The 11,517-nt window shown below is 53.6% G+C and carries 12 protein-coding genes; 7 read left to right on the top strand and 5 right to left on the bottom strand.

From position 1 onward, the window contains the following. Window positions 1–82: 82 nt before the first annotated feature. A complete protein-coding gene (locus Q0932_RS19825) occupies window positions 83–1,132 on the bottom strand; it encodes a Glu/Leu/Phe/Val dehydrogenase dimerization domain-containing protein (protein ID WP_299356887.1) in 1,050 nt (349 codons plus the stop codon). A gap of 127 nt (window positions 1,133–1,259) precedes the next feature. Here Q0932_RS19825 and Q0932_RS19820 point away from each other — a divergent pair, with 127 nt between their 5' ends. The 7 genes from Q0932_RS19820 to glnT all read left to right on the top strand — a co-directional run bounded on the left by Q0932_RS19820 (window position 1,260) and on the right by glnT (window position 7,778). After that, on the top strand, window positions 1,260–1,715 hold the full coding sequence (locus tag Q0932_RS19820) for an Lrp/AsnC family transcriptional regulator (RefSeq protein ID WP_299356885.1): 456 nt from the start codon (window positions 1,260–1,262) through the stop codon (window positions 1,713–1,715). Between the two features lie 97 nt (window positions 1,716–1,812). After that, complete coding sequence (locus Q0932_RS19815; protein WP_299356883.1) at window positions 1,813–2,520, top strand: IS6 family transposase; 708 nt, start codon at window positions 1,813–1,815, stop codon at window positions 2,518–2,520. 130 nt (window positions 2,521–2,650) lie between these two features. Continuing rightward, the gene (locus tag Q0932_RS19810; protein ID WP_299356881.1) at window positions 2,651–3,313 is read left to right on the top strand and encodes an XRE family transcriptional regulator; all 663 of its coding nucleotides are present in this window, start codon (window positions 2,651–2,653) and stop codon (window positions 3,311–3,313) included. A 133-nt stretch (window positions 3,314–3,446) separates the two neighbouring features. Continuing rightward, the gene (locus Q0932_RS19805; protein WP_299356879.1) at window positions 3,447–4,343 is read left to right on the top strand and encodes a glutamine amidotransferase family protein; all 897 of its coding nucleotides are present in this window, start codon (window positions 3,447–3,449) and stop codon (window positions 4,341–4,343) included. Window position 4,344: 1 nt separating this feature from the next. Further along, complete coding sequence (locus Q0932_RS19800) at window positions 4,345–5,028, top strand: protein GlxC (RefSeq protein WP_299356877.1); 684 nt, start codon at window positions 4,345–4,347, stop codon at window positions 5,026–5,028. A gap of 18 nt (window positions 5,029–5,046) precedes the next feature. Then, the gene (locus tag Q0932_RS19795; protein ID WP_299356875.1) at window positions 5,047–6,378 is read left to right on the top strand and encodes an FMN-binding glutamate synthase family protein; all 1,332 of its coding nucleotides are present in this window, start codon (window positions 5,047–5,049) and stop codon (window positions 6,376–6,378) included. A gap of 68 nt (window positions 6,379–6,446) precedes the next feature. Beyond that, entirely contained in the window at window positions 6,447–7,778 is a 1,332-nt protein-coding gene (gene glnT, locus Q0932_RS19790; RefSeq protein WP_299356873.1) for a type III glutamate--ammonia ligase, read from the top strand. Between the two features lie 99 nt (window positions 7,779–7,877). Here the strand turns inward: glnT and Q0932_RS19785 are convergent, their stop codons facing one another. The 4 genes from Q0932_RS19785 to Q0932_RS19770 form a co-directional block, all read right to left on the bottom strand. Next, a complete protein-coding gene (locus tag Q0932_RS19785; RefSeq protein ID WP_299356871.1) occupies window positions 7,878–8,258 on the bottom strand; it encodes a carboxymuconolactone decarboxylase family protein in 381 nt (126 codons plus the stop codon). A gap of 71 nt (window positions 8,259–8,329) precedes the next feature. Then, window positions 8,330–9,649: an aspartate aminotransferase family protein gene (locus Q0932_RS19780; RefSeq protein WP_299356869.1), complete on the bottom strand. Its 1,320-nt coding sequence runs from the start codon at window positions 9,647–9,649 to the stop codon at window positions 8,330–8,332. Between the two features lie 37 nt (window positions 9,650–9,686). Next, window positions 9,687–10,754: a hypothetical protein gene (locus tag Q0932_RS19775; protein WP_299356867.1), complete on the bottom strand. Its 1,068-nt coding sequence runs from the start codon at window positions 10,752–10,754 to the stop codon at window positions 9,687–9,689. Between the two features lie 148 nt (window positions 10,755–10,902). After that, window positions 10,903–11,511, bottom strand: a complete 609-nt coding sequence (locus Q0932_RS19770; RefSeq protein WP_299356865.1) for an amino acid synthesis family protein — start codon at window positions 11,509–11,511, stop codon at window positions 10,903–10,905. Window positions 11,512–11,517: the final 6 nt, after the last annotated feature.

Raw genomic sequence — 11,517 nt, 5'->3', positions numbered from 1 at the left:
GGAAACCATCATACCAATGGAACCCAGGCCGATCATGCACTAACAATCAACTTGGACCCGTCAGATAGGGCTGCTCACACGCTCATGATTTCGAGTGTGCGTTCATGCGTTCGACCGCAATCTTGTCGGCGACTTGTGAAGACGGCAAGCCGCTTTGTTCGGCACGGTCCAGGATGGCTAGAATCGTATCATAAAGGCCGAGAATGCGTTGATTGGATGCCTCACGCGACGGGGTAGAAAAGATCACTGTCGAAGCCCCCATCATACCACCGGCGTTCACCACATAGTCTGGCACATAGGCGATGCCGCGTTTCTGCAATGCCTCTCCGTGATGTGCTTCGGCCAGTTGATTGTTTGCCAACCCGCAGATTGCCTGCGCCTTGATCTCGGGCAGCGTTTCGTCGTTGAGCACGGCCCCCATGGCGCAAGGGGCCAGAATATCGACCTGTTGCGCGTGGATCGCTTCGGGTGCGACGGGGGTGGCCCCGTACCGATCCACCATCTCATTGACCGCCGCGTCCTGCACATCCGCAACCACAAGCTCTGCCCCGGCTTCATGAAGCTGACGACATAGATCAGCACCCGTTTGCCCCAGCCCCTGAACTGCAACGCGAAGGCCCTTTAGATCATCACGCCCCCAAACATGTTTGGCCACCGCGCGAACGCCGGTGAACCCGCCAAGGGCCGTGAACAGCGAGGGATTGAACCCGGCTTCGTATTGCGATGCGCGGGCGAAAATGTATTCGCAGTTTTCGGCAAGAATATCAGCATCCGCCGGACCAACGCCAATGTCGATGGCTGTCCAGTAGCGCCCGTTCAAACACTGAACATGTTTTGAAAACGCGCGCAGAAGGTCGGCTTTGTCAGGTCTGGATGGGTCGGCAACAATCACTGACTTCCCGCCACCCAAGGGCAACCCAGCCACCGCATTCTTGTAACTCATGCCTTTGGATAGGCGCAGCACATCGGTTAGGGCTTCGTCAGCCGAAGCATAGGCATGCATGCGGCAACCGCCAGCAGCGGGACCCAACGCGGTCGAGTGAATGGCTATGATCCCCTTTAGCCCGATTTCGGGATCATGACAGAACAAAACCTGTTCGTGTTCGAACTCGGGGTGGGTAAAAACACTCATCTGCATCCCTTTCATGCGGTGCACTTGGTCAGAATAGCCCAAATTCAGGGGTGAAATGTTGCTATCTGGTTGAGTTTGTCAAAAATGTCAGCACATATTCTCTCACGCAGCGAAAAAATGAGTGAAAATGACCAAGGCAACACTTGATGCCACCGATCACAAGATCATCGCCGTACTTCAGACCGAAGGGCGGATATCCAATCTCGATCTGGCAGAACGTGTCGGCCTGTCGCCAACCCCCTGCAGCCGTCGGGTAAAGCGATTGGAGGATACCGGTGTCATCACGGGATACGGCGCCCGCATTGATCCTGATGTTCTGGGGCATGGGGTCAGCGTGATGGTCAATATTCGCCTGTCGCGGCAATCACCCTCGGACATCAAAGAGTTCCTCGCCGCTGTTCACAGCTTGCCCGAGATCACCGAATGCCTGCTTGTCACTGGCAATTTGGATTACATCCTGAAAATCAGAACCCGCGATGTAGACGCTCTCAAAGAATTTGTGCTGAGCAAACTCAAGAACGTGCCCTGTGTGTCAGAGACGACGACAATGCTCATCCTCGAAACTGTCAAATCAACGGAATAAGAAGCGGAATTCCCGTGTCTCGGCAGCGAATAGTCCACTTGGTGATGTCAGAAGAAACTCGGTTGTGAAGGGCAGGGTGCCGATCTAGCCTTCGGTCATGACAAAACGCTCACCATTTCGCTACTTCAAAACCAGCCCAGAAATCATTCGCCTGGCGGTGATGATGTATGTTCGGTTTCCGCTGTCCCTTCGGAATGTCGAGGACCTGCTGCATGAACGAGGCATCGACGTGAGCCACGAAACCATCCGTTTCTGGTGGAACAGATTTGGTCCGTTGTTTGCTTCAGAAATCCGCAAACGACGGGTTCAGCAACTCCGCTCTTACTCAAATTGGCGATGGCACCTAGACGAAGTTTTTGTGAAAATCAATGGCGTCCAGCATTACCTTTGGCGGGCGGTTGACCACGAAGCAGAGGTGCTGGAAAGCTACGTCACGAAACGACGAGACCGCGCCGCAGCCCTCAAATTCTTGAGAAAATCGATGAAACGGTATGGAACGCCGGAGGTCATCGTCACTGACAAATTGCGGTCTTATGGCGCTGCGATGAAGGTCGTCGGAAATGCGGTGAAACAAGAAACAGGTCGCTGGAAGAACAATCGCGCTGAGAATTCACATCTACCTTTTCGAAGGCGAGAGCGAGCCATGCACCGCTTTCGTCGTATGCGAAGTTTGCAGAAATTCGTTTCCGTCCATGCATCCGTTTTCAATCACTTCAACCAGGAGCGCAGCCTTTCCCAAAGAGACCATTTCAAGCAGAAACGAACCACCGCTCTTGCCGAGTGGCGCGGGCTTTGCGCGGCATAAAGGGACAGGTTCTCTGGCCTGGTTGAGACGAGTTCGAATTTGCCTGACAGCACCTGCAATGAATGCTGTTCACTCAGAAACGAATTCTGCTAGTTTTACTATTGCAGGCTTTGACCGGGGAAGTGATGGAATGACGATTTTGAAAGTGGCGCGCGGGTCTGACACTGATTCAAACCTTGCACAAGATCCGCACCGCGTCCGGGTCGAAAAGGAGCGCACGCTTGAAGCTGCCATAGGCAAAGAAGTCAAAGCGCTCCGGCAAAATCAAAACATCACAGTGAAAGATCTTGCCAAGCAAGCCGGATTGTCATTGGGAATGCTTTCGAAGATTGAAAATGGTGTAACATCTCCTTCACTGACAACTTTGCAATTGCTGGCAAATGGGCTCGGCGTCCCAGTCACGGCATTCTTTCGCAGGTTTGAGGAAAAACGTGAAGCGATCCATACCAAATCCGGAAGCGGGCTTGAGATGGAGAGAGAAGGTACGCGTGCTGGCCATCAGTATAATTTGCTGGGACATCTTGGGTCAAATGCGAGCGGTGTCATCACAGAACCTTATCTCATCACACTCAGTGAAGAATCAGATGTTTTCCCGACTTTCCAACATGACGGCATCGAATTTATCTACATGCTTCAGGGCCAAGTCAGGTACCGCCATGGCGCGCAGATGTTTCTTTTGGAGCCCGGCGATACTTTGTTTTTTGATGCGGATGCGCCGCATGGTCCTGAAGAGCTGATTGATTTGCCGATCCGCTTTTTGTCTGTGATTTCATACAAGAATACTGCGGTTTAAACTCGGTTTGTGTCCAAAGAGAGCCCTGGTGACACAATTTGGGGTCTCTCCTGATAAAAGTATTCACTGCAGTTGAATTATTTTCCTGACAGTGGTAGCTGTGTGCAGATGCCAAACTAGGGAGATTCACTTTATGTGCGGGATTGTCGGCCTGTTTCTGAAAGACAAATCGCTTGAGCCCAAGCTGGGTGCAATGCTGACAGAAATGCTCATCACAATGACAGATCGCGGTCCAGACAGCGCGGGTATTGCAATTTATGGGAAAGACTCTGGCGGGAGTTCAAAGCTGACGGTGCAATCGGATCAGGCTGATGAGGATTTTGATGCGCTCGCTGATGATCTTGGGGCAGCTATTGGCGAATACGTTTCTCTAAAGCGCAATGACACGCACGCAATTCTGGAAATTCCCCAAGGCAAGTTGGAGGAAGCCCGCACCGCGCTCGAAGAACTGCGGCCGGGTATGCGCGTTATGAGTGCAGGCGACGCAATTGAGATTTACAAAGAAGTGGGCCTTCCTAACGACGTCGCAAACCGTTTTAATCTATCCAATATGGGTGGGACCCATGGGATTGGTCACACCCGCATGGCCACCGAGTCAGCCGTGACCACAGAAGGGGCGCACCCGTTTTCGACAGGTGACGATCAGTGTCTGGTTCATAATGGGTCACTATCGAACCATAACTCCTGGCGACGTAAACTAATGCGCGAAGGAGTTCGGATTGAATCCATGAACGACACCGAAGTCGGTGCCGCTTACCTGACCTGGAAAATGCAGAAGGGATCGACATTGGGCGAGGCTCTGGAAAGCTCGATAGATGATCTGGACGGGTTCTTTACCTTTGTGGTTGGCACCAAAGATGGCTTTGGCGTCGTCCGTGATCCTATTGCTTGCAAACCGGCGGTGATGGCCGAAACCGATCAATATGTTGCTTTTGGCAGCGAATACCGCGCGTTGGTCAACCTTCCCGGTATCGTTGAAGCACGGGTCTGGGAACCGGAACCCGCAACTGTCTATTTCTGGAACCATTAAGATGCAGACATACAATCTTGAAGCCGATGGCCTACGTGGTCTTAACTCGACCTTACAAGCGCAATCCTCAGCGGTCACCGAAGACAATTGGGAAGTTGTAAATCCGAAGGGCAGCCATGCGATTGCATGTGGTTTAAACGCGCCAATCAATGTGACTGTAAATGGATCGACCGGGTATTACTGCGCCGGCATGAACCAGCTCGCGTCTGTCCATGTCAAAGGGTCCGTAGGTCCAGGTGTGGCGGAAAACATGATGTCCGGAAAAGTTATCGTCGAAGGCGATGCCAGCCAGTATGCCGGAGCCACCGCACATGGGGGATTGCTCGTAATCAAGGGTAATGCCAGCTCTAGGTGCGGGATTTCGATGAAGGGTGTCGACATCGTAGTACATGGCAACATCGGCCATATGTCGGCCTTTATGGCACAGGCAGGAAATCTAGTTGTTTGTGGCGACGCCGGCGATGCATTGGGCGACTCGTTGTACGAAGCGCAGTTGTTTGTGCGCGGTTCGGTCAAAAGCCTCGGTGCAGATTGCATCGAAAAAGATGTGCGCCCTGAGCATATTGAGATTCTGAAGGATCTTTTGGCGCGTGCAGAGTGTGATGCAAAACCCGAAGAATTCAAGCGGTATGGCTCGGCGCGTCAGCTTTACAACTTCGACGTCGACAACGCGCAAGCGTATTAAAGTCAGGTATACTCAGACATGGATAACAACAACATTCCACGCACGCTCCCGCTTCAGTCGGCGACATTCTCAAATCCGATCAACGCCGAAATTCGGCGCGCCGCAGCAACAGGAATTTATGATATTCGCGGTGGCGGTGCGAAACGTCGCGTGCCGCATTTTGATGATCTCCTGTTTTTAGGTGCTTCGGTGTCCCGATATCCGCTCGAAGGGTACCGCGAGAAATGTGACACTAAAGTTGTGTTGGGCACCCGATTTGCGAAGAAACCCATTGTGCTGGACATTCCAATCACCATTGCTGGCATGAGCTTCGGCGCATTGTCCGGGCCCGCGAAAGAAGCCCTCGGTCGAGGCGCCTCAGCCGCAGGTACTTCCACCACGACCGGCGACGGAGGCATGACGGCCGAGGAGCGTACACATTCAACCCAGTTGGTGTATCAGTATCTGCCGTCGCGCTACGGCATGAACCCTGATGACTTGCGCAAAGCTGACGCCATCGAAATTGTGGTGGGGCAAGGTGCAAAGCCCGGTGGAGGAGGCATGTTGCTGGGGCAGAAGATTTCTGACCGCGTGGCCGAGATGCGTACACTTCCCAAAGGAATCGACCAACGCTCGTCGTGTCGGCACCCAGACTGGACTGGCCCGGATGATCTGGAAATCAAAATTCTGGAGCTGCGCGAAATCACAGACTGGCAGGTTCCGATCTATATCAAAATTGGCGGAACACGCCCCTACTATGACACGGCCTTAGCGGTCAAAGCGGGCGCTGACGTTGTGGTTCTGGATGGCATGCAGGGCGGTACGGCGGCCACTCAGGATGTGTTCATAGAACATGTCGGTCTTCCCACTTTGGCATGCATTCGACCGGCAGTTCAGGCTTTGCAGGACCTCGGCATGCACAGGGAAGTGCAGCTCGTTATTTCCGGAGGTATTCGCACTGGAGCCGATGTCGCCAAGGCGTTGGCCTTGGGGGCTGACGCGGTCTCAATCGGTACCGCCGCCATGGTGGCGATTGGGGACAATGATCCTAAATGGGAAGAAGAATACCAAAAGCTTGGCTCCACCACCGGCGCGTATGACGACTGGCACGAAGGTCTTGATCCGGCTGGGATTACAACCCAAACAACCGAGCTTCAGTCTCGAATTGATCCGATCGATGCGGGACGCCGGTTGCGCAACTACCTCAAAGTGTTGACGCTCGAGGCGCAAACGATTGCGCGGGCTTGTGGCCATAACAATTTGCACAATCTTGAACCCGAGGATCTGTGTGCGCTGACTATGGAAGCCGCCGCGATGGCGAAAATACCGCTCGCTGGTACCGATTGGTACCCTGGCAAAGGCGGTTGTTAAAGACAATCAGGCGCGGCCCCAATGTGGTCGCGCCTTTTTCAATCTAACAGGGAAAGGAAAGTGGACCAATGACGATAGATCTGGCTACTTTCGCTGAAGAAAACGGCGTTAAATACTTCATGATTTCTTTCACCGATCTGTTCGGTGGCCAGCGGGCCAAACTGGTGCCTGCACAAGCGATCGCTGACATGCAAGAGGACGGTGCGGGTTTTGCGGGCTTTGCGACATATTTGGATATGACTCCGGCACATCCGGATATGTTGGCGGTACCTGACCCATCCTCGGTTATCCAATTGCCTTGGAAACCCGAAGTGGCATGGGTTGCCGGAAATTGCGTGATGGAAGGTGAGGATGTCGCACAGGCCCCGCGCAATGTTCTGCGCAAGTTGATTGATGAGGCCGCGTCCGAAGGCATGCACGTGAAAACGGGTATTGAGGCTGAGTTTTTCTTGCTAACCCCTGATGGCGAGGAGATATCTGACCCGTTCGATACCGCAGCCAAACCCTGCTACGATCAGCAAGCGGTCATGCGCCGCTATGATGTGGTGCGCGAGATTTGCGACTACATGCTCGAATTGGGCTGGGGCCCGTACCAGAATGACCATGAAGATGCCAACGGCCAGTTCGAAATGAACTGGGAGTTTGACGACGCACTTAAGACCGCCGACAAGCATAGTTTTTTCAAGTTCATGACCAAGTCTGTCGCAGAGAAGCACGGTTTCCGCGCGACCTTTATGCCCAAACCCGTTGAAGGTCTGACGGGCAATGGCTGCCACGCCCATGTTTCTGTTTGGGATGCGCCCGGTGCTGATGCCAAGGTTAATGTCTTTGCCTCGGACAAGGGTGAAGGTCAGACAGGTGAAGTTGGGTTGGGCGAGAGCGGCAAGCATTTCCTCGGGGGCATCATGAAACATGCCTCTGCGCTGGCGGCGATCACAAATCCAACTGTGAACTCTTACAAACGGATCAACGCGCCGCGCACCATGTCTGGCGCGACATGGGCACCCAATACGGTCACTTGGACTGGCAACAACCGCACCCATATGGTGCGAGTTCCTGGGCCGGGCCGGTTCGAGTTGCGGCTGCCCGATGGGGCGGTGAACCCGTACCTGCTTCAGGCTGTGATAATCGCTGCGGGGCTTTCAGGTGTTCGCACCAAGGCGGACCCGGGCAAGCGGTGGGATATCGATATGTACGCACAGGGTCACGTTGTGACCGACGCGCCAAAGCTGCCTCTGAACATGCTGGACGCACTGCGAGAGTACGACAGAGATGAGGAATTGAAATCCATCATGGGTAAGGAATTCTCCAACGCTTACATCAAGATGAAGCATCAGGAATGGGACTCTTTCGTGTCTCACTTTTCTCGATGGGAGAAAGAACACACGTTGGATATCTGATCCGCAGGCTCAACAATTATTGCTGGTAACAGGCCTCGCGGCATATTGTGTAGCGCATCATTGTCATCGGTCGGGATCTTGAGCATTCCCACCCGAAACTTACTCCTGCTCCAGGACCCTCTTGGCCACTCGAAAACACTCTACAGCCTGAGGCACGCCGCAATAGATGCCAATAACATGGATGATGGCGCGTAGTTCTTCCTTGCTGACGCCATTCTTAAGGGCGCCACGACAGTGGATTTCCCACTCATGCATTTTTCCCAAGGCACCGATCATCGACAAGTTCATCATGCTGCGTGTTTTGGCATCTATTACGTCATCACCCCAACCAAATCCCCAGCACCACGCTGTCATGGCCTCTTGGAAGGGGCGGCTGAACTCATCAGCCTCAGAAAGGTTTTTTTCAACGTATGCGGCACCCAGAGTTGCTTTGCGTTGTTCTAACCCTTTGAGAAACAAGTCCTCGTCAAAAGCACTCATGGATTTTCCTTTCAGTTTTGGGCGGCGTTCCCGAACCGCTCACTGTGACCATTATCTGATGTAGAGCGTTGCTAGGCCATCTGCTCCAGCGCGTGTCCTGCCGCCTCAATTGATGCATCAACATCCGCTTGAGTGTGCTCGGTACAACTTAGGTTGTGTAGAATTTTGTTGCCGGAGAAAAAGATGCCCTGATCCCGCATCAGCTGAGAGAAGGTGCCGTATTTTTCAAGATCAACAGTCGCGCAAAACTCTCGATAACCTGTGATGGCGTCTAGGTCGGTAAAGACCGGGTGGAACATTGATCCCACATTCTGAACCCGCATGTTCTGGCCGGTATCCCGTGCAACCTGATTGAGACGCTTGGTCATTTGCTCGCCAATATCAGAAATTTTCTTAAATCCGGCATTATCGTCGCGGGTCATTTCTTCCAGCATGGTTTTGGCCGCATACAGCCCTAGCCGAGGCGCGTTGTGGCTGCCGTAATGCAGGACCTTGCCGTATTCGATGCTTTCCATAATGTGATCAGGTCCGGCAATGGCTGCGACCGGGAATCCCTGACCCAATGCTTTGCCATAGGTCACAATGTCTGGTTGTAGGTCATACAACTCAGCGGCACCGCCGGGGGCCACCCGGAATCCTGTGACCGTTTCATCAAGGTAAAACAATACGTTATGGGCGCGGCACAGCTCCTGGGCGCGTTTCAGATAGCCAGGCTTTGGCGGGATCACTCCCATGTTGGACATCGCGCCTTCCATAATCACGCATGCAATTTCCCGGCCATGCGCATCAAGCATCCGCTCCAGCGCCTCTTCGTCATTCCAAACGCAGACCAGCGTATCTTCCCAGGAACCGGGAGTGAGGCCAGAGCTGTCCGGAATGCGAACCGGGTCGTTTGGGTGCCCCAAGGTGGTGACGTTCTGAGGATTGGAACTAACCAATAGGCCATCGTACCAACCGTGGTAATGGCCTTCAAACTTGAGCACTTTGCGCTTGCCTGTGATCCCGCGCGCCATACGAACACCCGTCATGCAGGCTTCGGTGCCGGTGTTGGCAAAACGGACTTTGTCGACGTGAGGAAGCATCCCAACCATCAGTTCAGCGGTTTCTACTTCCACCTCCAGCGCGGTGGCGAAATGCGTGCCCCCGGCAACTTTTTCCTGAACGATGTCGACAATTTTGGGGTGGGCATGACCCAATGGCAGGCACCCAAAAGACAGCTGCCAGTCGATGAATTCATTGCCATCCACATCCCAGATACGTGCGCCTTTTCCCTCTCGCATATAGGCTGGGTAAGGCTTGTAATTCATTGGGCCCCGAGAGGCCGAACTGCATCCTTCGACCAGCACCTGCATCGCCCGGTCAAACAATTGTTTGGAGTTTTCGGTTTTCATATCAAGTGCCCTTAGATCGGTGTGAAATGTTAATGTGTCAAAGGGCAGCCAGCAGGGATTGAGCCTGCTGATCCGCGTTTGAGACGTGAAGTGTGTCGATGTGTTTACCCAGCAAGGCGTAAAACTGTTTTCTAGTGTTTTCAGAGAAAACAATTGTCCCGTCAGCTTCGACTGCCTCAATGCCGTCCCAAATCAACGAAGCCTCATTGGTGTTGATCGCCTGTTCCATCGTCCAGTCGCTGGGGAGGTCAATTTCTATCCCTTCGCGACTTGCCAAGACGGGGTAGCCGCCGATGAGTTTTCCAATCCCGGGTAAGTGTATTGAAGAGGGGGTTTGCCCTGTCAATGCGCGCAGTGCGGCAAGTCCGGCCGAGGCCGTTACGCGGTTGAAATGCAGATCATATGGAAATGGATAAGACTCACGCAGAACGTCTTCGGCGACTTCTGTGACATCACGTCCGTCGACAGTGGCTTTCAGCAAATACGGAGGCAGGATGTCGCTCTGCGCGGCGTTCAAGACGTAGTATTCAAAGGCATGTTGAGACACCATCCGGATTTGAACATCCTTTGGCTGACAATCAATTCGTTTTGCAACCGCCGATTGGATTTTGGGAATGGGCTCTTGAATATTGCCGATCCCGCAGTCAGGCCCAAACCCATCGCAATTTAGGACGGCATTGATGACATCCGGAAAAGAAGCTCCAATCCAGAAAGCTCTGATATCAGCCTGTTCAATGATATCTCGGCATTTCACCATCAGTGCCAAATGCAGGGCGGTGAAACTCGCGAACGGGAGGTCTGACGCACCTTCATCGAGTTTCCACCAAGGCATCAATGATGGTGCGGTGAAGATATAGTCGGGGTTCATGTGTCTAAGAGTTCTGATCGACGCTTCGGAATGTATGTCCAGCTCAACAGCTTGAATATTTGGGAAAAACCCTTCAAGTCCGGCGCCGATCGCAGCGTTGTTGGCGCGTTCCTGCGCTTTGACCAGACTTCGACTTGCGACAAAAATTGTCTCAAACAGGCCCGCGCGCGCCGCCGTTTCCAATAACGCGGTTCCTAGTTCGCCAAGGGAAATAATCAAGAGAATCGGTTTGGTCATTGTAACGTGTTCCTTTGTTCCCGGCTCTGTTGCTGTTCAACTCGTGCAATGCCGATGGCTACGCTTTGGGCGCCTTGGGTTAGGGAAAGCTTGCCTCGGAAAACCCCAAGGCAAGCCTGAACAAAGGGCCGGCAAGCGCCGGCGCACGTCACTGGTCGATGCCAGCCGGGTTTTCGATGTCGCGGCCAAGCGCAGCAAGATCAGAGTAACGATCCCCGATGCGATGATGCGGACGGCCGCCAGTGGCCGCACCTAGTGCGACAACCAGTTCGTTTTCGGCAGGTGCATCATAGATCGAAAACTGTGTTGTCAAATAGTGTGAACGCCGTCCGGTGTCATGCTTGTCCATCAGCGGGATTTGGATTTGCGAGTTGGCTGGGCCGCGAGTGTTGGTGAAACCCAGATAGCTTTTGGCACCGACGGCTTCACGGTAAAAATTGCCAAACTGCAGTGTGTGGATCAATGCAGAGGCGTGTTCCAATTCGCAATTGGCCCCCGCGATACAGGCTTTGCCATAGGCCTCAATCGCATCGCCTGATCCGGCCAGATCAATCAGCCGGTCCGTCAGCAGTTTGCCCAGCACCGGCGCCATCCTGCGGATTTCGGGCTGCAGGTCTTCGACGTAACCGCGCCCCGCCCAGGGGTTGGCCACAACTGCCGCGACACCAATCACCCGAAGCACCGGGTCTGCAGCTTTTTCGCCGTCACGATAGATATCTTCGTCAAAGGTGACGACTTTTCGAAGTTCGGGAAGCATTGCGTG

This window comes from uncultured Shimia sp., assembly GCF_947498095.1.
Taxonomy (GTDB): domain Bacteria; phylum Pseudomonadota; class Alphaproteobacteria; order Rhodobacterales; family Rhodobacteraceae; genus Shimia.
Note: the sequence above shows the minus strand (reverse complement) of the source record. Positions and strands in the feature narration are given on the sequence as shown.

What these genes read in the sequence shown, in the direction of transcription:
- Q0932_RS19825 (WP_299356887.1), bottom strand. Translation starts at nt 1,132, where the DNA reads ATGAGTGTTTTTACCCACCCCGAGTTCGAACACGAACAGGTTTTGTTC.
- Q0932_RS19820 (WP_299356885.1), top strand. Translation starts at nt 1,260, where the DNA reads ATGACCAAGGCAACACTTGATGCCACCGATCACAAGATCATCGCCGTA.
- Q0932_RS19815 (WP_299356883.1), top strand. Translation starts at nt 1,813, where the DNA reads ATGACAAAACGCTCACCATTTCGCTACTTCAAAACCAGCCCAGAAATC.
- Q0932_RS19810 (WP_299356881.1), top strand. Translation starts at nt 2,651, where the DNA reads ATGACGATTTTGAAAGTGGCGCGCGGGTCTGACACTGATTCAAACCTT.
- Q0932_RS19805 (WP_299356879.1), top strand. Translation starts at nt 3,447, where the DNA reads ATGTGCGGGATTGTCGGCCTGTTTCTGAAAGACAAATCGCTTGAGCCC.
- Q0932_RS19800 (WP_299356877.1), top strand. Translation starts at nt 4,345, where the DNA reads ATGCAGACATACAATCTTGAAGCCGATGGCCTACGTGGTCTTAACTCG.
- Q0932_RS19795 (WP_299356875.1), top strand. Translation starts at nt 5,047, where the DNA reads ATGGATAACAACAACATTCCACGCACGCTCCCGCTTCAGTCGGCGACA.
- glnT (WP_299356873.1), top strand. Translation starts at nt 6,447, where the DNA reads ATGACGATAGATCTGGCTACTTTCGCTGAAGAAAACGGCGTTAAATAC.
- Q0932_RS19785 (WP_299356871.1), bottom strand. Translation starts at nt 8,258, where the DNA reads ATGAGTGCTTTTGACGAGGACTTGTTTCTCAAAGGGTTAGAACAACGC.
- Q0932_RS19780 (WP_299356869.1), bottom strand. Translation starts at nt 9,649, where the DNA reads ATGAAAACCGAAAACTCCAAACAATTGTTTGACCGGGCGATGCAGGTG.
- Q0932_RS19775 (WP_299356867.1), bottom strand. Translation starts at nt 10,754, where the DNA reads ATGACCAAACCGATTCTCTTGATTATTTCCCTTGGCGAACTAGGAACC.
- Q0932_RS19770 (WP_299356865.1), bottom strand. Translation starts at nt 11,511, where the DNA reads ATGCTTCCCGAACTTCGAAAAGTCGTCACCTTTGACGAAGATATCTAT.